The organism is Streptomyces sp. NPDC091287 (genome assembly GCF_044768525.1).
Lineage (GTDB): Bacteria > Actinomycetota > Actinomycetes > Streptomycetales > Streptomycetaceae > Streptomyces.
On the sequence record NZ_JBIVUV010000014.1, the window covers coordinates 1 to 21805 of the forward strand.

17 protein-coding genes and 2 pseudogenes are annotated in these 21805 nt (G+C 70.1%); 7 read left to right on the forward strand and 12 right to left on the reverse strand.

Going from position 1 to position 21805, the window contains the following annotated elements; all coding sequences use genetic code 11:
- Nucleotides 1-886 precede the first annotated feature (886 nt).
- Complete coding sequence (locus tag ACIQRW_RS23500; protein ID WP_403763622.1) at nt 887-1102, reverse strand: hypothetical protein; 216 nt, start codon at nt 1100-1102, stop codon at nt 887-889.
- Between the two features lie 192 nt (nt 1103-1294).
- Between ACIQRW_RS23500 and ACIQRW_RS23505 the strand changes: the two genes are divergently transcribed.
- The 3 genes from ACIQRW_RS23505 (at nt 1295) to ACIQRW_RS23515 (ending at nt 4749) form a co-directional block, all read left to right on the forward strand.
- Complete coding sequence (locus ACIQRW_RS23505; RefSeq protein WP_403763625.1) at nt 1295-1702, forward strand: transposase; 408 nt, start codon at nt 1295-1297, stop codon at nt 1700-1702.
- Between the two features lie 318 nt (nt 1703-2020).
- Nucleotides 2021-2620, forward strand: a complete 600-nt coding sequence (locus ACIQRW_RS23510) for a hypothetical protein (protein WP_403763628.1) — start codon at nt 2021-2023, stop codon at nt 2618-2620.
- A gap of 1028 nt (nt 2621-3648) precedes the next feature.
- Nucleotides 3649-4749 (forward strand): lytic polysaccharide monooxygenase, encoded by a 1101-nt coding sequence (locus tag ACIQRW_RS23515; protein WP_403763631.1) that lies wholly within the window; start codon nt 3649-3651, stop codon nt 4747-4749.
- Nucleotides 4750-4904: 155 nt separating this feature from the next.
- Here the strand turns inward: ACIQRW_RS23515 and ACIQRW_RS23520 are convergent.
- From ACIQRW_RS23520 to ACIQRW_RS23530, 3 genes and pseudogenes are all read right to left on the reverse strand, one after another.
- Nucleotides 4905-6195: pseudogene (locus tag ACIQRW_RS23520) on the reverse strand (sensor histidine kinase).
- Nucleotides 6196-6221: 26 nt separating this feature from the next.
- Nucleotides 6222-7007: an ABC transporter permease gene (locus ACIQRW_RS23525; protein ID WP_403763634.1), complete on the reverse strand. Its 786-nt coding sequence runs from the start codon at nt 7005-7007 to the stop codon at nt 6222-6224.
- Nucleotides 7004-7612, reverse strand: a pseudogene (locus ACIQRW_RS23530) (ATP-binding cassette domain-containing protein); the annotation flags it as partial. The pseudogene ACIQRW_RS23530 and the gene ACIQRW_RS23525, both read right to left, overlap by 4 nt.
- Before the next feature lie 176 nt (nt 7613-7788).
- Here ACIQRW_RS23530 and ACIQRW_RS23535 point away from each other — a divergent pair.
- The 3 genes from ACIQRW_RS23535 to ACIQRW_RS23545 all read left to right on the forward strand — a co-directional run bounded on the left by ACIQRW_RS23535 (nt 7789) and on the right by ACIQRW_RS23545 (nt 11033).
- Nucleotides 7789-8553 (forward strand): thioesterase II family protein, encoded by a 765-nt coding sequence (locus ACIQRW_RS23535; protein WP_403763637.1) that lies wholly within the window; start codon nt 7789-7791, stop codon nt 8551-8553.
- Between the two features lie 445 nt (nt 8554-8998).
- The gene (locus ACIQRW_RS23540; protein ID WP_403763640.1) at nt 8999-10030 is read left to right on the forward strand and encodes an endonuclease/exonuclease/phosphatase family protein; all 1032 of its coding nucleotides are present in this window, start codon (nt 8999-9001) and stop codon (nt 10028-10030) included.
- A 211-nt stretch (nt 10031-10241) separates the two neighbouring features.
- Nucleotides 10242-11033: an alpha/beta fold hydrolase gene (locus ACIQRW_RS23545; protein WP_403764071.1), complete on the forward strand. Its 792-nt coding sequence runs from the start codon at nt 10242-10244 to the stop codon at nt 11031-11033.
- Between the two features lie 37 nt (nt 11034-11070).
- On the opposite strand, the gene ACIQRW_RS23550 is transcribed toward ACIQRW_RS23545, so the two are convergent.
- Nucleotides 11071-11883, reverse strand: a complete 813-nt coding sequence (locus tag ACIQRW_RS23550; protein ID WP_403764073.1) for an EamA family transporter — start codon at nt 11881-11883, stop codon at nt 11071-11073.
- A 169-nt stretch (nt 11884-12052) separates the two neighbouring features.
- On the opposite strand from ACIQRW_RS23550, the gene ACIQRW_RS23555 reads away from it, so the two are divergent.
- Nucleotides 12053-12955, forward strand: coding sequence for a LysR family transcriptional regulator (locus tag ACIQRW_RS23555; RefSeq protein WP_403763643.1), 903 nt, complete (start codon nt 12053-12055; stop codon nt 12953-12955).
- Between the two features lie 39 nt (nt 12956-12994).
- Here the strand turns inward: ACIQRW_RS23555 and ACIQRW_RS23560 are convergent, their stop codons facing one another.
- The 7 genes from ACIQRW_RS23560 to ACIQRW_RS23590 all read right to left on the reverse strand — a co-directional run bounded on the left by ACIQRW_RS23560 (nt 12995) and on the right by ACIQRW_RS23590 (nt 21797).
- A complete protein-coding gene (locus ACIQRW_RS23560; protein ID WP_403763646.1) occupies nt 12995-13669 on the reverse strand; it encodes a response regulator in 675 nt (224 codons plus the stop codon).
- 1 nt (nt 13670) lies between these two features.
- On the reverse strand, nt 13671-14855 hold the full coding sequence (locus ACIQRW_RS23565; protein ID WP_403763649.1) for a sensor histidine kinase: 1185 nt from the start codon (nt 14853-14855) through the stop codon (nt 13671-13673).
- A gap of 4 nt (nt 14856-14859) precedes the next feature.
- Nucleotides 14860-17112: an MMPL family transporter gene (locus ACIQRW_RS23570; RefSeq protein WP_403763652.1), complete on the reverse strand. Its 2253-nt coding sequence runs from the start codon at nt 17110-17112 to the stop codon at nt 14860-14862.
- A 101-nt stretch (nt 17113-17213) separates the two neighbouring features.
- Nucleotides 17214-17951: a MerR family transcriptional regulator gene (locus tag ACIQRW_RS23575; RefSeq protein WP_403763655.1), complete on the reverse strand. Its 738-nt coding sequence runs from the start codon at nt 17949-17951 to the stop codon at nt 17214-17216.
- Nucleotides 17952-18211: 260 nt separating this feature from the next.
- Nucleotides 18212-19786 (reverse strand): alpha/beta fold hydrolase, encoded by a 1575-nt coding sequence (locus ACIQRW_RS23580; RefSeq protein WP_403763658.1) that lies wholly within the window; start codon nt 19784-19786, stop codon nt 18212-18214.
- Nucleotides 19787-19881: 95 nt separating this feature from the next.
- Nucleotides 19882-21075: a peptide synthetase gene (locus ACIQRW_RS23585; RefSeq protein WP_403763661.1), complete on the reverse strand. Its 1194-nt coding sequence runs from the start codon at nt 21073-21075 to the stop codon at nt 19882-19884.
- Nucleotides 21076-21209: 134 nt separating this feature from the next.
- Nucleotides 21210-21797, reverse strand: coding sequence for a DUF3159 domain-containing protein (locus tag ACIQRW_RS23590; RefSeq protein ID WP_403763664.1), 588 nt, complete (start codon nt 21795-21797; stop codon nt 21210-21212).
- Between the last annotated feature and the right edge of the window lie 8 nt (nt 21798-21805).

A 21805-nucleotide genomic window follows, 5' to 3' on the forward strand; every position in this document is an offset into this window, starting at 1 on the left:
CGAACGGGGCGAACGCCCGGAACCCGGCCGCCCCCAGCCGCCCCATCAGTTCGGGCGTCCGCTCCCACTGCCCGACGTCGATGACCTTCCCGCCCGGGCGGGAACCACAATGCCCCATTGACCGTGCGCCACACAGTCATGGAAGTCGGCGGCCCGCCGGAGGCGCCGTGCACTGCGGGCCTCTGGACGCAGCGCAACCGGCGCACGTCCAGCGCCCGCGGCCAGTAGTGACCCGCGAAGACCGCGGCCGCACAGAGCACAGTGTGCAACGGCGCCGCCTCGGGCCTCGACGCGCTCCGCTGGGCCTGTCTCCTACTGCGCTCGGGCCGCGCCGAACACATGCTCGTCAGGACTGACCCTCACCGCCCCGCAACGCATCCGATGAAAAAAGTGGCGCTCCCGCACAGCCTCGGCAACAACGAAGCCATCTGAACCCCTCTCCACGCCCCGTGGGCCCCAAAACCGGAGAACCACACGTCCCGGCTGCCCCAGCACAGCGGAGGCACCACCACCAGCCGCCACGAAACGCACTCGACGCGCCACGCACAACCGCCGCCGGACACGGTACCCGGCAACGCCGACCTGACGGTCACCCACTCCTACAGCTCCGTACTCCCGCCGAAGCTGCCCGGCCACAGGATCACGGCAAACCACCCACCCGGCGTACCCACCGCCGTCCTGGCCAACCCCTACCACCGGCCACCGGCCCGACAACTTCCACCGGGACATACTCGAGCCGACACTGCCCAACTCCCCCCTCCCTCCCCCCATGCGGGTGGCCGCGGGGCAGGCCCGGTGTGCTCGATGCGGCGCTGGGCCCGGTCGTCGAGCAGTCGGTAGCGCGCCCCGCCCCGCTCCGTCACATCGATCAGGCGGCCGTGCGTGCTTATTCCGGCTGCTCCGGCTCTTCTGTCGGCCCGATCAGGCCGTTGTGCTGCCTTCGGGCAGGGTGAAGAGGGGCGTCACTCTCGCCGTCCCGGGCGACCCCGCGGACGGAGGAGACGAACGCGGAGACCCGCTCGGCGTCCCAGAACGCCTCGCGGCCGTGCAGGAAGAACGGCACGCCGAACCTCGCCGGAAGCGGGGCTATGTATTTGGTCAAGGTCGGAGGCCAGCAGGCAGGTCCGGGTGGTCGAGGGTGGGGGGCGAGGCCCGCCGAGACGGTTGGCTGCGACTTCGAGCGGGATACCGACGCTCAGAGCTCGTAACACGATCTTGATGATGTGGGCTGGTTGGGCGTTACCCGTGTGATGATTCGGCCGTTCGTGACGGTGTGGGTACTCGACCGTGGATCGTGGACGATGAGTTGTGGGCGTTGATCGAGCCGTTGTTGCCGCCGTGGCCGGAGCGGTCTCCGGGGTCTCGGCCGGTGTTGGACAGGCTCTGTCTGCAGGGCATCCTGTTCATCCTCTACAACGACATGGCGTGGCAACTTCTGCCGCTGGAACGGGGCTTCGGCTCGGGGCAGACGTGCTGGCGCCGACTGGACCGGTGGCAGAAGGCAGGAGCTTTCGACCGGCTGCACCGGGTCCTGCTCGCCGAGCTGAACGCGGCCGGCGAGCTCGACTGGTCGCGGGCCTGCGTCGATGGTTCTCACATGCGCCCGAAAAGGGGGGCGCCGACACCGGTCCGTCGCCGGTCGACCGGCGGAAGACAGGCAGCAAGCACCACCCGATCCGCGACGGACGCTGCACCCCACTGAAGGTCATCACGACCGCGGCGAACATCAACGACGGCTTCAGACGCCTCAAGAAGGCACGATCATGATCGTGTTACGAGCTCTCAGAGTGGAAAGCGCCACACCCTCAGAGGCGAGCCATTTCCGGTTGGAGTTGTCACCCAGCAACGTAGATCCCCATTTTGTCCGGGCGTACACATATAACTGCAGACGTCCTATATGCCGACCGATTTCTCTACGACTGGCTTCATTACCGGCACGGGCACCTAAGGGCAGCCTTTGGCGCTTTCCATGATAGAGTCTTGATGATTTAGCAGATCGACGCGATAAAAGGGGAATGGCGTGAATACCGAGAAGCTTACAGCTCGACGTCTTACAGCTGAGGAGACTTCAGGTTTGGGTCCCCAGGACGGCATCTTCGTCCCGGCAAGCATGGATGGCGTCTCCCCCGACTGCTACGCACCAGCTTTCCTTACGAAATCGGGAAAGAGTTTCGAGGGTGGGTCCTTCACTGTACGGACGGCATTCGGCGAGGAGATTCATGTCCTCCCCGATAATGCCGAAGAGGGCGGGATCTGGATTGCGGACAAGGCAGGGGAGGCAATCGAGGTTCTCCAGAGTGCCGGCGTTCTCCTGAACCTGGCCCTCTTCGTTCCCGGCGGAAGCAAGGAGTCCCTGGAGTCTCTCTATTCCGCGGCCCGGGAAGCATTCGGCGCGGGGGTCGTCCAGCGCTGGAGCGAGGAAGTCGTCGAAGTACCGGACGTCAAGGTCGACCTGTACGAGGAGCCGGCCCGGGGACGCAAGAACGCGAACAGCCAGAACCGCGACCGCCGCGCCCTGGACATCTTCCCGACTCGAGTGCGGTTCCTCGAGCCCAGCGAGGGCTGGAAGTTCGTCGTCGAACCGCACAAGGAGATCATCGACGAGACGCCGACGATCTGACCTGATGGCAGGTTAGCTGTAATGTCGCGGGAGCCCGTCAGTACGCTGACGGGCTCTCCGTCGTGGAGCGGGCAGCCCCTCCGCCCGGCTTTCCGGGGCTTCTTGAGTGTGGACCCCGCCTGTGAGGCCGTCGAACAGCTCACCTCATACGGTGTACTCATGAGCGATCGGCGGCGGCGCCGCGAGGCAGATCGCGTCGGTCAGCACGATGCTCCGAGAGGCGCCGCCGGCGAGCGCCACCGCGGCCCCCACCGTCCGGTGGTGGTCGCGGCCAGGTCGCTCCCGCCCGTGCGGGAGCGCTCCCAACTGAGTAGGCGGATGTACGTTTCCTGCCGCCTCGTCAGGTCCTACAGCCTGTCGGCCCAACCGGCCCCTCGCACCGTAGAAGGTAAGGGGAAGGCGCTGGAGGAGAGCTCCGGAGAACGGCCGGCCCGGCGCTCGGCCCTGTCCCACATCCTCATCGATCCACTCGACGCATTCTGCACGACGGGTTGTCAGGGGCACGGCAGTGCTCTTACAGTCCGTAGTACCAGCGAATGGGAGCGCTCCCAAATTTTTCGATCAGGCGCTTTCCATCCTGTGATCGTCCTGATCCGGTCATCTCCCCCACAGAGAGGCCCCGCATGCGAGCGTCACCGTACTCCCCCTGCCTCGCGCGCAGCCCGGCTCGTCATTTTTGCCGACGCCGCACAGGCCGTGGACCCCGGTGACGTTGACCGCGCTGCGCGCCCCGCATCCGTGTCCGCGCATCGCCGGCTCCCGCGGCGCGAGGACTGGTCCGTCCGCCGCGACCCGCGGGCCGGCTCCGGCCGACCCACCGTCTGTGGGACCGACGGCTACGGCCTCACACCAGACATGACACTCATCGGCCAGAGCGATCCCGCTCGCCTCGCCGCCGCGCCCACCCTCGACAGCATCCCCCCTGCTCCGGGGGCCACCACCCCCGGGCTCCTCGCCCAACGGTGGCCGCACGAGGGAAGCACAGCACAGACCGGAAGTCCGTCCCTGACACAGGCACAGGAGACCTCATGGCCCGACGCAAGAAGCTGTTCACCTCGTTGGTGGCGGTGCTCGCGACACTGCTCGGCGGAATCGGCCTGACCTTAATGGGCCAGGACAACGCTCAGGCGCACGGCGTCACGATGACACCGGGATCGCGCACCTACCTCTGCATGCTGGACGCCAGGACCGGCACCGGCGCTCTGGACCCGACAAACCCGGCCTGCAAGGCCGCGCTCGACGAGAGCGGCGCGAACGCGCTGTACAACTGGTTCGCCGTCCTCGACTCCAACGCGGGCGGACGAGGGGCGGGTTACGTCCCCGACGGAAAGCTGTGCAGCGCCGGTGACCGGTCGCCGTACAACTTCACGGGCTACAACGCCCCTCGCTCCGACTGGCCCCGGACGCACCTGACGTCCGGGAAGACGATCCAGGTCAAGCACAGCAACTGGGCGGCGCACCCGGGCTCCTTCCGGGTGTACCTGTCCAAGCCCGGCTACTCGCCCAGCACCGAGCTGGGCTGGGACGATCTGGAACTGATCGAGACGGTCTCCGACCCGCCGCAGGCCGGCGGCCCCGGCACCGACGGGGGCCACTACTACTGGGATCTGAACCTGCCCTCGGGCCGCTCGGGTGACGCCGTCATGTTCATCCAGTGGGTGCGTTCGGACAGCCAGGAGAACTTCTTCTCCTGCTCCGACATCGTCTTCGACGGCGGCAACGGCGAGGTGACCGGCATCCGTGGTTCGGGCGGCACTCCGCATCCGACGCCCTCTCCGACACCCACCCCCACATCGAGTCCGACACCCGGCGACCCGCACACGGGATGCATGGCTGTGTACCGCGTGACCGACTCCTGGAGCGGCGGCTTCCAGGGCTCCGTCGAGGTCATGAACCACGGCACGACAGCGCGTGAGGGCTGGGCCGTGCAGTGGAAGCCCGGCGTCGGCGCCAAGGTCAGCGGCGCGTGGAACGGTGCTCTGACCACGGGGCCCGATGGCACACTCACGGTCAGGAATCTCGACTACAACCGCACCATCGCACCGGAAGGCAGCGTCACCTTCGGGTTCACCGCTACATCGACCGGCAACAACTTCCCGGTCGGCTCGATTGGCTGCGTCACTCCGTAGCCGCGGACCAACGCGGTGCCGGTCCCCCCATGTGTGTGACCGGCGCTGCCGCCCGTCCTGCCCTGGTCCTTGGACCTCAACCGCGCGGGCCGTCGTGCACAACCCCAGGTGGTCGTCGATGATCAGCAGTCAGCTGGGGGATCGCCGGGTTGTTCTCAGCGTTCATGGGGCACCAACGGTACGCGTGCGAACACGGCAGTGCCCAGGCCCGGTTCGGACTCCACGGTCAGCTCCCCCGCCAGCCGCTCCGCGCGGGCGCGCATGCCTTTCAGGCCGAATCCGGACGCGGTGTCGGGCTCGGGCAGCGCGGAGGGGTTGAAGCCGTGGCCGTCGTCGCGCACGTCGAGCACGACCTCCTCGCCCATGTAGGACGGGGTGACGCCGACCCGGGTGGCCTTCGCGTGGCGTGCCGTGTTGGACAATGCTTCCGCCGCGATGCGCAGCAGCGTCGCCCCCACCTCCTCGTGCAGCGGCTCGTCGGAGCCGGTGAGGATGAACTCGGCGTGTACACCCGTGCGTTCGGACCAGCGGATGACGGTCTTCTTCAATGCCTCGGGCAGGTCGTCCTCGGCCAGCGCGACGGGTGCGAGGTTGGCGACGGCCCGGCGTGCTTCGCCGAGGCTGTGGCGGGCCAGGTGCAGGGCTCGTTCGGCATGGAGGCGGGCCATGTCCTGTTCCTGGGTGTCGGTGACGATCTGGAGCTGAGTGATGACGCCGGTCAGGTCCTGGGCGACGGTGTCGTGGATCTCGGCCGCCAGCCGTCGGCGTTCGTCGGCGATCCCGGCCTCCCTTGCCTGGAGCATGAGCTGGTCGTGCAGGGCGGCGTTCTCCGCCAAGGCCCGCTCCAACGCGACGTTGGCGTGCTCCAGCTCGCGGATGGTCGCCACCCGCTTCCGGGCGCGGTCCTCCTCCTTGCCCGCGTCTTGCTGGACGGTCAGGAAGATGCCCACATTGACGGCGACCAACATGCCGTAGAACGCCCAGCTCGCCATGGCGTCGGGCGGCAGACCCCCGATCTGCGCGCCGGCGATCGTCGCGGCGGTGGCCAGCAGGCCGAGGGGAACCCAGCGGCGGGGCAGACGCTCGGTGTCGAAGCATCCGGGCGTAGAAGGCGCAGAACGGGTTGATCCAAGCCAGGCCGAACGCCAGGACCGAGCGCAACGTGTAGTACGCGGCGCCGGCCGCACTGGGGCCGGGCCGACTGCGTGCCACCCGGTCCCACCACAACTGCAGGACGAGCGCCGCTGCGGCGAGTACCCCCGCCGCCACCCACTCGGCGCCGTCCATGCCGACCAGGGAGGAGGTCGCCGCGGCAAGCGCCAGTCCGATGCCCAGGAGGGCCGGAGGGCTGAAGCGGAGGAGTAGGCGCGGCTGCGAGTCGGGCGCGGCGTGCGCCTCGGTGACCGGGGAGGATGCGTCGGGTGCCACGCCCTCAGTGTCGGCCATGGCGCCCGGCCCGCGTGACACGTGCGTCACTCCCAGCGGAACCAGCGCGTGGCGGCCGCCGACAGCACCAGCGTCCAGACGGCCAGTACGCCGAGGTGGATCCAGTCCGGCCAGTCGCCGGCGGTGGCCTGGTTGAGGGCCTGGGCAGCGGCGCCGAAAGGCAGTGCCTCCACGATGTCGGCCATCAGTTCGGGCATCTGCTGGATGGGCATGTAGACGCCGGCCGCGAGCATCGCGGGGAAGAACACCGACAGGCTGACCGCCTGGGCGATCTTCACGTCGGGGGACAGCGCGGAGATCAACGCGCCTAGCGCCAGCAGGCACACCACCGCCAGCAGCAGGGTCACCGAGTAGCCCGCGAGCTGCGTCGGCAGGGCGACATCCGATACGAAGCGCCCCACTGCCAGGGCGGCCACAGCGGAGATCAGCGAAGCGACGGCGTGCAGTCCCACCTGGGCGCCGAGAACGGCGGTGGGGCGCACGGGGGTGGTGGACATCCGGCGCAGGATGCCGCGCTCGCGGTAGCCGGTGATCACCGGAGGCATGGCCATCAGACCAGCCATGATCATCGAGAGGAGCACGGCGACGGGCACGTAGGCCTCGACGGTGGAAAGGCCGCCGAGCTCGTCCATGGGCTCGGTCATGGACGGGATGAAGCCGAGGACCACCAGCAGCAGCGTGGGGAAGGCCATGACCCAGAACACGGAGCCGGGCTCCCGGAAGAACAGGAGCAGTTCGGCGCGCAGCACGGCCCGCCCGGGACGGGGTGCGGTGGTGGTGGAAGGCGTCGGGGGTGCGGTGGCGGCGCTCATGCGTCGGCTCCCGTCAGGTTGAGGAAGGCGTCATCGAGGGTGGAGTCCGTGACGCGCAACTGGTGGGCGCTCACTCGGCTGCGGGCGAGGAGGGTGATCACCGCGTTGACGGTCTCGTCGGTTCCGGCGAGGGTGACCCTTCCCTCACGGGTCGTGACGGCGGCGAGGCCGGGCAGGGCGGCGAGGACGTCTTCCTCCAGCGGGCTGGAGGGGGTGAAGGAGATGACGGTGCCGCTCGCGGTCTGCGCCACCAGACCGGACGGGGTGTCCAGTGCGGCGACCCGCCCCCGGTCGAAGATCGCGACCCGGTCGCACAGCCGCTGTGCTTCTTCCATGAAGTGCGTGACGAGGAGGATGGTGACGCCGCTTGCCCGGACTTCCTCGATCAGCGACCACACCTCGCGTCGCGCCGCCGGGTCCAGGCCGGTCGTCAGCTCGTCCAGGACGACGACCCGGGGGTTGCCGATCAGGGCGAGCGCGATGGCCAGCCGCTGCTTCTGACCGCCGGACAGCTGCGCGAAACGGGTGTCGAGCTTCTTCTCCAGGCCGAGGCGCGCGGCCAGGGCGCGCCAGTCGGCGGGGCGGGGATAGCAGTCGGCGTACAGCTAGGCCGGAGCAGCCGTCCGCGATCGTTGGGGGTTGTCGGCAGCCGGTGGCGCTGAGATCGTTAGGGCCTGGGCCGATGTGGCCGCGCGTCGGTGGCGGCGCGAGCGGCGGACGCCGAGGGCGTTCCCTCACCCCGAGGGGCGAACGACACCGGTCGGAAAGGACGACGAACGCGATGGCGACGAGCAACTCGGGCGACCTGTGGGTGCGCCGCTTCCACCCCGCACCCCAGGCACCGGTCCGGCTGCTCTGCCTCCCGCACGCGGGAGGCTCCGCGAGCTACTTCCACCCGGTCTCCCAACGTCTCGCCCCGCGCGTCGAGACCCTGGCCGTGCAGTACCCGGGCAGGCAGGACCGTAGGAACGAACCGTGCCTGGAGACGGTGCAGGAACTGGCCGACCAGATCGTCGAGGTCATCGACCCGTGGCAGGACAAACCGCTGGCGCTGTTCGGACACAGTCTGGGCGCCTCGGTCGCCTTCGAGGTGGCTCTGCGCATGGAAGCACGGGGCACCCTGCCCGTCGCGCTCATCGCGTCCGGGCGGCGTGCACCGAGCGCGCCCCGGGACGAACGATTCCATCTGCTCGACGACGACGGACTGCTGAAAGAGATCAGGCGCCTGGACGGCACCCAGTCCCAACTCCTAGAGGACGACGAGATCAAGCTCATGGTCATGCCCTCGATCCGCGCCGACTACAAAGCCGCTGAAACCTACCGCCACGAGCCCGGCCCACCCCTGTCGGCACCCGTCTACGCCCTGACCGGAGACACCGACCCCAAGGCCACGACCGACGAGGTACGCACATGGGCCGACCACACCACCGGACCATTCGAGATGACCGTCTACCCCGGCGGCCACTTCTACCTCAACACCCACGCCCCAGCGGTGACCGATAAAATCGCCGCCTGGCTGGCACCCGCCACCGCCACCGGACGCTGACGCCCGGGACCTCCCACCAAAAAAGATTCCCCTGCACAAACACAGGCCTTGCCACAGCCATTCACGACAGCGGTCCCGACCGGCAATGCAGAAACCGCTTCGCGCCCACCGCGGCCCTGAAACCGGGCGTACCACCGTGGGGTGATGCCGTCGTGCCGCTCTCCCTGTCCATCTCGTCCCGCGCACCTGACGGCTGATCGAATCGCCTGGAGAATCATGTGCTTCGGTATCGAGCCCCGCAGACCTGCGGCCCAAATCGACCGAACATCCTGGCCCTGGCCGGCTTCTCCTCCAGCGATACCAACTCGTACCGACTATCGGCCTCCCCGGCACCACAACGGAACCGACGGAGCCGCGGCGGAACCATGCAGCATGCACAGACGTCTCCGTCCGGGATCCGGCCATCGCCTTCGGTCCGCCGGGCACAACTCCAGGATGGGAACACGTGACACACACGGCTACAGAAGCCCCGCCCGCCGAGAGACGGCGGCGGGCCCGTGGTCGCGGAGGGCGATGGGGGCTGCTGGGCTGCGGGGTCGCGCTCGTCGCGCCCGCCGCTCTGCTCGTCGTCCGGCTGACAGGACTCGACGCCGGAACACCGCTGGCGATGCCGATGGTGCTCTTTCCCTGGACGACCGTCATCGGTGTACTGGTGTTGTTGCTGATCGCCGCTGTTCCTGCGCTGCGGTCCCGATGGGCCCTGGCCGGCACCGCAGCCCTGGTGACCGCTCACGCGGTGTTGCTGGCCCCGCGGTTCGTATCCGATGGCCCGCGGGTGCCAGAAGGCGCGGTTGAGCTGCGTGTGGCCACCATCAACACCAACGGAGGCTCCGCCGACGCCCAAGCAGTGGTGCGGCTGGTCCGTACGGAGCGGATCGATGTTCTGGCGGTGCAGCAGATGCCGACGGGCGGCGTGGAAGCCCTCGACAGGGCGGGCCTGGGCGCGTTGCTGCCGCACCAGGAACTCCACCCCGAGTACGACTCCTCGGTCTACTCACGGCTCCCGCTCGGCGAAGCCGGTACGACTCATGCCGACACCGCCTGGCCCCAGACCGTCGCCGAGGTCGCGGTCGGCGGACGTAGCGTGCAGTTCGTGGCGGTTCACACCTACTACCCCCTCGGGAGCCCGGAGCGGTGGACCCGGGACATGGCCGCGCTCACCTCCCTGGCACGGCGCGCGGGCCCGGACACCGTGTTCCTGGGTGACTTCAACGCTTCCCTCGACCACGCCCCGATGCGGGACCTGCTCGCGGCCGGCCTCACGGACACGCACGCCGAGCTCGGCCACGGGTGGGCTCCCACGTGGCCCGTCGGCCGTGCCCTCGTCCCACCCGTGGTCCAGTTGGATCACGTCCTGCACGGTCCCGGTCTGGCCGGGGTCTCGGTGGGCGAGCGAACCGTGCCGGGAACCGATCACCGAGCCGTCGTCGCGGTGCTCGCGCTGCTGCCGGAGGAGGACCGGGAGCGGAGTCGATAGTCGTGGGCCCCGGTTCCGCAGCGTGCGCCGTCGGTGCGCTGATCGGTGCGACGCGCCCTCCGGTGCTGGAGCGCCGCGTCGGAGAGGCCACTGAAGCAAGCAGGCGCAGCGCGGCCGGATCGCCGAGAGCTGGTTCAACTACAACCTGGCCGGCGCGCTCGAACAGGTCGGTGCTCCCCCGGCCACCGGCCTAGGAGGAGTGAGGATGCGCATGCCGCACACGACGACGCCCGACGGGGTCGATATCGCCCATCAGGTCCAGGGCGACGGGGCTGCTCCCCTGCTCCTCCTGGCCGGGCAGGCCAACAACCACCACTGGTGGGACGCGGTGCGCGATGACTCCCACGGCGCCCGCAGCACCATCACGCTCGACTACCGCGGTACGGGGCAGAGCGACAAACCCGATCTGCCCTACAGCACCGAGCTGTTCGCCCTGGACGTGATCGCGGTGCTCGACGACCTCGGTATCGAGCGGGCCGATGTCTACGGGACGTCCATGGGCGGACGGGTCGCCCAGCAGCTCGCGGCGCGCCATCCCGATCGCGTACGCGCCCTGGTGCTCGGGTGCACATCGCCCGGCGGCCCGCACGCCGTCGAACGCACCAACGACGTGCGCAGGTCCCTGGTGCAGACGCGACCGGGTGCGGCGCGGCAGGCCCTGCTGGAGCTGATGTACACCCCGGCCTGGCTGGCGGCGAACCCCGGCCCGTACCGGACGCTCGGCGACCCGGGCATGCCCGTCCACGCCCAGCGCCGCCACCTGGTGGCGAGCAATGAGCACGACGCGTGGCAGCTCCTGCCGGGCATCGGCGCACCCACGCTGGTCGTGCACGGCAGCGACGACCTGCTCAACCCCGCCGCCAACGCTCCCCTGCTCGCGGACCGTATCCCCGGCGCCCGCCTGCACATGATCCCCGGAGCGCGGCACGCCTACTTCGAGGAGTTCCGCGCCGTCGCGAGTCCGCTCGTCCTGGACTTCCTCACCACCGTCACGCAGCGGTAGGAACGGGCCGGGCGCGCGGTGGGCGTTGACGTGATCTTCATGGGGTTTTCCGGCGTGCGGTGGATACGGCAGCGGTGTTCGCGGCGACGATCACCGCGATGGCCAGCCAGGCGAGGACATCGAGCCGCTGCCCGAGAACGGCGAGGCCGACCAAGGCGGCGAAGACCGGGTTGACGCTCATGAACACGCCGAAGAAGTGCGCCGGGACACGGCGCAGCGCCAGCAGGTCGGCCAGGAACGGCACCGCCGAGGAGAGCACCCCGGCGACGAGGGCGCAGCCCAGCGCGGTGGGCGTGGGCGGGTGATGCCACAGCACCCAGGCGCCGATGGGCAGGTAGAGCACGGCGGAGAGAATCGCCGCGGCGGCCGAGCCCTCCAGGCCGGGCAGGCGGGTTCCGACCGTCCGGTTGAGCAGGATGTAGCCGGCCCAGCAGGCCGCCGCCAGGAGGGCCAGGCCGATGCCCAGGTAGTCGGTGGAGGGCGTGGGGCGCATGAGGACGGCCACCGCGCCCGCGGCTGCCCCGGCGGCGGCCAGGTCGATCCGGCGGCGGGAGCCGGCCAGGGCGACGGTCAGCGGGCCGAGGAACTCCAGCGTGACGGCCAGTCCGAGGCCGATCCTGTCGATCGCCAGGTACAGGGAGAGGTTCATCCCGGCGAACACCAGGGCGAGGCCCAGGACGGGACGCCACTGAGCGGCGGTGAAGTGCCGCAGCCGTGGCCGGCCGACGGCGCCGAGGATCACGGCGGCCACCCACTGGCGTACCGCCACCACTCCTGCGGGCCCGATCACCGGGAAGGCCAGCGCCGCGACGGAGGCACCCGTCTGGTTGGACAGGCCACTGCCCAGCATCAGGGCCACACCGGCTCCACGCCCCGTACCCCGTGGCGGCGTCGCCCCGTCGGTTCCGGTCGGGCGGGGCGTCGAGGGCGGAGAAGTATCGGTCTTCATGCCACCGACGATGGGAGAGGCATCGTCCCTGCGCAAAATGCATCCGCGCACGCATCTATACGATGGGCGTATGGATGAGTCGGGGACCACGGCGCGTGCGCTGGAGCTGAAGCAGCTCCGGTGTCTGGTCGCCATCGTGGACACCGGCAGTTTCACCGACGCCGGCCACGCACTGGGTATGTCGCAGGCCGCCGTCTCCCGGACCCTCGCCGGCCTCGAAAGCCTCCTCGGGGTACGGCTGCTGATCCGCACCAGTCGCAGCGTCGCCCCCACCGCCGCGGGAGTTCGGGCGCTGGCCCGCGCCCGCATCGTGCTCGCCGGCACCGAAGAGTTCGTCCGCGAGGCCACCACCGGGCACACCCGTCTGCACATCGGTCACGCCTGGTCCGCGTTCGGCCGGCACACCACCGAGTTCCAGCGCCGCTGGCACGAACAGCACCCCGGCACCGACCTGCGCCTCATCCGTCACAACACCCCCACCGGCGGCCTCGCCGAAGGGCTGTGCGACCTCGCCGTCATCCGTGCTCCGATCGACCTCAAGCCGTGGTCCCACGCCCGGATCGGCACCGAGGAGCGCTACGTGGCCATGGCGTCCGACGACCCCTGGGCCCGCCGCCGCGGTATCCGCCTGGACGAGATCCCGACCCGTGTCCTGGCCATCGACCGCCGCACGGGCACCACCGCCCTGGATCTGTGGCCGGAGCAGGACCGGCCGAGGGTCGAGTTCACCCGGGACATCGACGACTGGCTGGCCGCCATCGCCACCGGCCGCTGCGTCGGGCTCACGCCTCGGGCCACCGCAGCCCAGTACCGCCGTGACGGCATCACCTACCGCCCTCTCCGGGGTGCCGACCCGGTCACCGTCCACCTCATCTGGCGCGCCCACACCACCCACCCCGCCACGCACACCGCGATCGCCCTCGCCGCCGGCCTCTACCACGAGGACCGCCCCGTCGCGGGCCCGCGCGGATGACGCGCTACGAGCAGGTGTACGCACCGACCGGGAAAGAAGTCAGGCGCCTTCCGCTCTCCCCCGGGGTCCTTCCAGCAGACCGAGCTCCAGTGCCTTGACCACCGCGTGCGTACGGTCGGCGACGTCGAGTTTGGCGAAGACCCTCAGCAGGTGCGTCTTCACGGTCGCTTCCGCGATGACCAGCCGGCGGCCTATCTCCACGTTGGACAGCCCGTCCGCCACCGCCCCCAGCACATCCACCTCCCGCGGCGTCAGCGTCACCGGCGTCGGCCGTCGCAGCCGGGCCACCAGCCGCGCCGCGACGCGCGGAGCCAGCACGGTCTCGCCCCGGGACGCGGAGTGGACGGCCTCCACCAGTTGCTCGCGGGTGGCGTCCTTCAGCAGGTAGCCGATGGCGCCTGCCTCGACGGCGCGCTCGATCTCCGCGTCGGTCTCGTACGTGGTCAGGATCAGCACGCGGGTCCGGGCGGGCCCGGCGACGATCTCCGTAGTGGCGCTCGTCCCGTCGAGGACGGGCATCCGCAGGTCCATCAGCACCACGTCGGGCTCCAGCCGTTCGACGAGACCGACGGCCGCCCGGCCGTCCTCGGCCTCGCCGACGATCTCGATGGTGGGTTCGTTCGCCAGCAGGGCGACGACCCCGGCACGCATCACCGTGTGGTCGTCCGCCACAAGGATCCGGAGCTTCTTCTCCGCTGTCGGCCCGTGTGTCATCTCAGCCCTGTCCGTCGGTGGGAATCATGGCCAGGACGCGGGTACCGTCGCCGACCGAGCTGGTGACGGTGAGCTCGCCGCCCAACTCGGCCAGGCGCTTGCGCATTCCGTGCAGCCCGAAGCCGTGGGAGTCCTCCGTCACGAAGCCCGCGCCGTCGTCGGTGATCTCCAGTTCGATGCCGTACGGCTGCGCGGTGAGGACCACCTCCACGGTGGAGGCCGCCGCGTGCTTGCGGATGTTGGCGAGGGACTCCTGGGTGCAGCGCAGGAGAGCGATACGGGTCTGCTGGTCGCAGGTGACGTCCGGCAGTTCGGAGGTGACGCAGGTCCCGGTGTCCTCGGTGAACCGCCGCAGGGTCCGTCGCAGGGTGTCCGCCACCGAGCCGGCGGCGACGCCGCTCTCCGGGGCCGAGCCGACGAGGACGCGCGCCTCGGCGAGGTTCTCGCGCGCGGTGTTCTCGATCGCGAGCAGGTGTCTCCCACTCCTGCCCGGGTCGGTCGCCAGACCGGATCTGGCCGCTTCCGCGAGCACGATGATGGACGCGAATCCCTGGGCGAGCGTGTCGTGGATCTCCCGTGCGAGCCGTTCGCGCTCGTCCGCCGCCCCCTGACGGTGGTGTGCCTCGATCAGCCGGAGCCGTGCCTCCTCCAGTTCGGCGCTCAGCCGACGGGCCCGCTCATCGGCGTCCTCGGTGATGTGGCGCACCCCCAACCCGATGAGCACCCCTGCCGCGTACCCGATGATCGTGAAGATCACGTTGCCGGTGAAGAACTCCCCGCTCCAGCCCTGCCGTACGACGTTGCCGGCCACGACGCCCGCCGCGGCGAGACCGCTCAGGGCGATCGCGGCACGCGCGCTCGCGGTGTAGATCCAGAAGTGCGGCAGTGTCACCACGAAGAGCGCCGCGCTGCCGTCGAGCAGGTACGACATGGCTCCGAGGCCCACGCCGAGCACGTACAGGTAGGGGCGGGGGCGCAGGGCGGGGTTGCCGGGGAACAGCCCCACCGCGCCGTACGACAGGGCGAGCACGGCCAGCAGCCCCAGCACCGGGAAGCGCGTCGTCCCGGGTGCGTCGGCGACCGCGAGGGCCGGCGGGACCACGCCCAGCAGCACCCAGAGGACGGCGTTCCACCGGTGCAGCGACGGTACGGTCAACGCGGTGTCGGGCTGCGGCCGTTGATTCACCGCGTCAGCCTACTTCCGCCAGGGGTCCGGCGGCGGGTTCCTGCGCCCGCCCACCCCGGCCGGGGCGCCGGGCCGGCCACCAGGCACGCTCACCGAGGAGCAACAGCACCGACGGCAGGACCATGAGCCGGATGACCACGGCGTCCAGGAGGACGGCCACGGCCAGGCAGAATCCCATCTGCTTCATCTCGGTGAGGTGCAGGGCCACAAACGCGCCGAACACCGTCACCATGACGATCGCCGCGCTGGTCACCACCTTGGCCGACCGGTTGATGCCCTCCAGGACCGCCTCACGGGCGGACATGCCGTTCTGCCTGGCCTCCTGGATCCGGCTGACCACGAACACCTGGTAGTCCATCGACAGGCCGAAGAGGATCACCACGAGGAACAACGGAACCCTGGACGCGATCGCCCCGAGGGAGTCGAAGTCCAGCAGTCCTTCCGCCCACGTCCCCTGGAAGACCAGGACCAGCATGCCGAGCGAGGCCCCGGCGGAGAGCAGATTCAGTACGACGCCGATCACGCCGATCGCCACGGAGCGGAACGCCCACACGGTCATCAGGAAGGTCATCAGCAGCAGGAAGCCCAGGACCAGCGGCAGCTTGTCGCTCTCGTGACTCACGTAGTCGCGGCCCCGTGCGACGTCGCCGCTCACCGCCGTCTCCACGCCGGACAGTCGGCCGACGGTCGCGGGGATGTGGTCCTGACGGAGGCGGGTGAGCGACGCGATCGCCTCTGCGGAGGGCGCCGGATGGGGGACCGAGAGTTCCAGCACGCTGATCCGGCCGTCGGCCGACGTGCGGACCGCCGCCTCGGATCTCGCCGGGGTCTTCGGGTCCGTGGGGCTCTCCGCGCCCTCCGGGGTCTGCGCGAACAGGGGGTCCCCCTGGGCCCGTCGGCCGAGATCCTCCAGGGCCTGCTTCACCTGTGCCGCCTGTTCCGGCGTGGAGCGGGTGACGACCTCGTGGGTGACGAGGAGTTCGGGGAAGCTCTCGGTCAGTCGGTCGTAGACCCGCATGGCCGGGATGTCGCGGGAGAAGGTGTCCCTTCCCGGGTCGATCAGTTTCAGGCCGAGCGCGGGCACGGCCAGACCGAGCATGACGAGGACCGACAGGCACAGGGTGAGGGCGGGGCGGGTCCGGGCCGGGCGCAGCAGAGCGGCGAACACCCGTCCCGTCTCCGGCTTCCCGGCCCGGGCCGGCTTGCCGCGCTTCGCCCGACGGGCGGCCCTGCGGGGAGCGAGGCGGTCGGCTCGGCGGCCGATGACGACCAGCAGCGCGGGGAGCACGGTGAGCGAACTGGCCACGGCGACGGCCACGACGAGAATGGTCCCGGTCGCCAGTGAGGAGAAGATGACGTCCGTGGCCAGATACAGGGTGGCGGTGGAGACGATCACGGCCAGACCGGAGACCACGATGGCCCGGCCCGCTGTCGCCGCCGCCAGCTCCACGAGGGCTTCCGGGCCGAGCCGCCCGTCGGCGCGCGCCCGTTCCTCCCGTTCGCGCTTCAGATAGAAGAGGGTGTAGTCGACGCCGACCGCCAGACCGATGAGCAGGATGAGGTTCGTACCGACCCCCGCGTCGGGCATGACGTGCGAGGCGACCATGGACAGTCCGATCGCCGCGGCGATCGAGGAGAGCGCCAGCAGCAGCGGCACACCCGCCATGATCACCGAGCCGAACACGACCAGCAGGGTGATGACGGTGACCGGCAGGCTGATGCGTTCGGAGAGCGCGAGATCCTCATCGCGCTGGTCGTTGACGCCCTTGCTGATGGCTGGGGATCCGGTCTCCTCCACCACCAGGTCCGGGTGGTCGGCGCCCACCGCCGCCGTCTGCTCCAGGAGCGGCACGACGTTCTTCTTGCCTTCCAGCTCCGGGCCGTTCAGGACCACCGTGACCAGCAGGACCTCGCCGTCCTTCGAGCGGACGGGAGCGGCCACGCTCTCCACCTCGGGCAGCTCCCGCATCCGCACGGTCACGTCCCGGGCCGCCGCGTCGGCCGCTGCCATGTCCAGCTCCCCCGATCTGGCCCGGATCATGATCCGCTCGGTGGGGGAACGCTCCAGGCCGCCCTCGGTCGCCGTCGCCTCGGCGCGTCCCGCCTCGCCGACCCAGAAGTCCTTGGTGGTGGCCTCGTTGGTGCCCAGCGCGATGCCGGCCACGAGGCACAGGACGACGAACGCGAACCAGCCGGCGATCGCCCGCCCGGCGTGCCGGGCGCTCCATCGGGCCATACGTACAGGTAGGTGTCTCATGCCGGAAATCCTGGCCGCAGAGGTGCGGCGCCCGACACGTCCTGCCGACTGAACCTGTTGTCCACCGACCGGTGGACAAGGGACCCGCCGGGGTCACCGGTTCAGACGGCCGTGTTTCCCTCCGGCCGCGCGAGAAGGGTCCTGAGGCGGCGCATCACGTCGATCTGGGCGGGGTTGTAGAGGTCGGTGATCGCCCTGCCGATGGTCTGCGCGGTGTGCTCCGGCCCGCGTGGGGCGTCCGAGGAGAGGTCGTCCAGTCCGGGGTGCTTCACATGCAGTGCCCGGACGTAGGGCACGAGGCGTTCCGCGAGGTCCCGGCGCGTCGGTTCGTCGGCGTCGGCGGGGAGGTCGTCGAGTTCCAGGGCGACCGCTTCGGGGTCCTGGCGCAGCATGTCCGCGTAGGCGTCCATGCCGCTCGGTCCGAGGATCGTGCCCAGTACGGTGACGAACGAGCGGTCCGGGTCGGGCAGTTCGGCGGGGCCGTCCGCCTCGGCGAACCGGAGTGGCAGATCGGTCGCGGCGGTCTTCTTCAGCAGTGCCGCGACCTCGACCCGGGCATGTTGGAGGCGTTCGATGGTGGCGGCCAGTTCGGCGTCGAGGGCTTGCAGAGCGTCCCGGGGGTGTTCGTGGTCGCGCAGGGCGGCGATCTGGGCCAGGGAGAATCCGAGGGCCGTGAGGCGCTTGACCCGCAGCAGCCGGACGAGGTGGGTGACGCCGTACTGCTTGTAGCCGTTGGAGCGCCGCTCCGGCTCGTCGAGCAGCCCGATGTCGTGGTAGTGCCGCACCGTCCTCAGGCTGGTGCCGGCGAGCTCCGCGATCTCGCGGGTGCTCCACGCCATGATGGGTTTCTCCCTCGGCAGCCGGTGATGTCGGCGCGGTCGCGCCGAAGGGGTCCAGTGGAAACCATGCCGCAGCGGCATGGTCAAGCGCGGGGGTGCGGGATGGGCGCACCTGGCCCCGGCAGCGTACGGGCAGGTCGCGCCGGGAAGCGCAGGTGTCCCTCCCGACGGAACCGCGGTGTCCTTCTCCCCTCTGTTCGGCGGGGGAGAAGGACACGGAGCGGGCGCAGACGCTCGTCGGCGGGCCTCGGCGGGGTGTGTCAGAGGGTGCAGGTGGTGCTTTCGGACGGGGTTCGCAGGTGGATCAGATAGTCGGCCACGGCCTTGTTGACACAGGCATTGCCCCCTGATGCGGCGATGGTGTGCTGCTCCCCCTTCACGGTGAGCAGGCTGCCGTCGAGGGTCTCGGCCAAGTTGACACCCGCCTGATGCGGGGTACTCGGGTCACCGGTGATCGAGATCGTCAAGGTGGCGGGCAGCCCGTCGACGCGGTCGGGGAAGGGGTACGTGGTCTTCGGCGCGGCCGGCCAGAACTCGCAGGTGTCCCTGGCCCCTTCGGTGCCGGTGCCCGGGTCGACGAACGGTGCCGCCCTGTAGGTCCTGCCGCGCATCTCGACTGCCTGCGCGGGGGTCATACGCGCTTCGTCCATGCAGGTGATGGCGTAGTTGGCCACGTCGAAGTTGCTGCCGCTCCCGTCCGGGCCGCGCCCGCTGAAGGCCGCGGAGATGGCCAGGAGTTGTTCGGGGTTGCCCGATCGCACCTCGGCGATGCCCTTGATGATCTTCGGCCAGACCGCTTGGTAGTAGAGGCCGGAGATCACGGCGTCCATGAGGTCGTTGTACGTGAACCGCATCCCCTGCCCGTAGGTGAGGGGCTTGTCGAGCAGCGGGCGGGCGATCTTCTGGAACTCCTCGGTCGCTTGCTTCGGATCGGTGCCCAGGGGGCAGTCCTGGCCGGCGGCGCAGGCCTCGGCCATCTTGTCGAAGGAGCGTTGGAAGCCGCTGTACTGGGACAGTCGCCGTTCGCTGCCGAGGTGGGGGTCGACGGCGCCGTCGAGGACCATGCTGCGTACGTTGCCGGGGTACTGCTCGGCGTACAGCGCTCCGATACGGGTCCCGTAGCTCTGGCCCAGGAAGTTCAGCTTCTTCCCGCCGAGGGCGGATCGCAGGAGGTCCATGTCGCGGACCGTGTCGCGGGTGCTGACGCTGCCCAGGTTCTGTTCACCGCCGGAGCCCCGCGCGCACTTGGCGACGAGTCGCTCGGTGTCTTCCTCGGTGAAGCGACCGGCCGTCAGTACGAGTTCGGTCCGAACGTCACCGGCGAGGTAGTCCTCCTCGCTGAAGCAGCTGATCGCCGGTTTGGACGCTCCGACGCCACGAGGGTCGAATCCCACGAGGTCGAAGCTCTCGGTCACGGGGCTCTTCGCCAGCGCCGTGCCGGTCTGCGCCGCGAAGTTCTGGCCGGTGCCGCCGGGGCCGCCCGAGTTGAGGAGCAAGGGCCCCTTCGACTTGCCTCGTGCGGGAACCCGGAGCACCGCGATCTGCCCCGTCCTGCCGTCGGGTTCGCTGTAGTCCAGCGGCACATCCAGCCGGGCGCACTGAAGACGGGGGGCGGCGAAGGCCTTTTCGTCCGCCGGAGTGGTGCCGTACCCCTCGCACGAGCCGAACGCGAGGTCCTGGTCGTAGAAGCGGTCCAGCTCAGCGGGTGGTTTCGTCGACGCTTTCGCCGACTGCGAAGCGTCGGACGTGCTCGGGCTGCAAGCTCCGGCCAGGAGCAGCAGCGGCACGGCCGCCGCGATCATCGTCGGGCGGAGTCGGGTCGGCAGGTAGGACAACGTCGCTCCTCGTGGGGGCTGTGGTGACAGAGGGAAGGGCGTACGGTCGTGCGCGGCGGACCTGCTCCCGGCGGGCCCGCGGCGCGGGGGAACCGTCACGCGGGGCCGGCGTCCCGGTCCGAGGCCGCACAGGCCTGGGCGAGAACAGCGGCCATCTCCGGAAGCAGGCCGGCCACGGGGTCGTGGGTGAGTTCGGTCATCCGCAGGCGCCCGCCGACGGTGACGACACCGAGGACGTGCTCCCCTCGCACCTGGGTGATCTGCGCGGGGCCCCAGAGAGCCGTGACGGAGGGCGGGATCGATCCATAGCCTTCCGCCGCACCGAGATTGGTGATCTGGATGTCAGCCGCTGTGACGGCGGCCATCATCGCCTCGGCGTCCTCGGGGGTCTGCGGTGGGCTCTCGGAGAGAGCCGCGGAACCGGCCCGGAGCGCGTGCGGTGCGCGTTGCCGCGCGAGCGACTCATGGTGCCGCAGGGCGAGGGCCCAGAAGTCGTCCGGCTGCGTCGCCTCACTCGCCGTCCGAGCCCCGGCGAAGCGGTTGGCGACATCGTCGGGCAGGCCGGCCGCGCGGCGCAGATCCACCGGGCTCAACACCCGCACGAAGTCGCGGCCCCGCCGGTGGAGCACCGTGGAGGCGGCCGAGCAGAGGGCCGCGTGCACCGACATGCCCTCCGCACGGCAGCGGCCGACGAGCCTCGTGGTCAACTCACGGTCCAGGGCAAGGGCGGACACGTGCGGCAACAGCGCGGAGAACGGGACCAGCTCTCCGGGTGCGCTCATACGCTCGTCCTCCGCCGGTGAGACCACGGGAGCCGCGGCGTCGCCGGTGTCCGCCCGTACGTCGAGGCCGGCGAGGAGGTCCTCCTGGGCCCGCGGTACGCCGTCGGCCCCTTCGCGTTCGCCGCCGTCGAGAGCCTCGATCAGCTCCAGCAGCACCCTTAGGCCGCCGACTCCGTCGGTGATCTGGTGGGCGAAGGTCAGCACGACGGAGCAGTCCGTGTCTCCGGGGATCAGGACGGCTCGCAGCAGGGGGCCCGGCTCCGGCGGAATGGGGCGGGTCTGTTCGGTGGCCACGACCGCCTGCCACGGGGTGCCCGCGGGACGTGTCGCGACGTCGACGGCGTCCTCCGCCGAGCGGTACAGGGCTTCCACCGCATTACGGTCGACCGAGGCCGCGAGCAGGGGATGCCGCTCCTGGAGGCGCGCCAGCGCCCGTGCCAGCGTCACCGCCGATACCTGCCGGTCGATGCGGGCCACCAGAGAGAACTGGACAGGGTTTCTGTGCATATAGAGATCGATGGTTTTCTCGAATGCGCCGAGCGCGCGCAATGCGGTTCCCCGGCTGATGCTGATCGTCACTTTCCCGCCCTTTTCGAATGATGTCGCCGTGTGTGCTTGGGCGCCGTGTGTGCTTGGGCTGGTCAGGGTTCACGGATCAGCCGTTTACTGCTCCGCCGGAAAGCCCAGGCGGCGACAAGCGCGGCCGCAATCGTCAGTGGGGTGCCCATGGCGATCTTCGCGAACGCCAGCCAGCCGGTGAAGTCGTGGACGTAGAGCCACTGCTTGACGACGAATCGGCCGCCGAAAACGATCGCCGCGGCCAGGGTGGCGATGTCGTGCGCCCGCAGCACCACCGGGTCCTCCCGCCAGGCGTGCTTGCCGCCGTGGAGGAGGTTCCAGGCGGCGCCGGTCAGCGGCCGACGGACCAGGAGCGAGCCGAGAGCGGCGATGAATCCGGCGAGGGCCGCCCAGATCCCGAGCAGGAAGAAGTCCTTGGCCGACCCGGTCAGCGCGACGATGCCCGCGGCGAACGCCACGCCGACGAGCCCGCCGACCGCCGAGGCGAAGCGCTCGCCGCGCAGCAGGCGCACCACGGTGAGCACCACGCCGGTGGCCATCGCAACGGAGATGGCCACCGCTGTGGTCCCCAGGGAATTCCCCACCACGAAGACGACGACCGGAATGGTGGAGTAGACGAATCCCGCCGGGCCTCCCATCGATTCGAGCATGGTCGGTT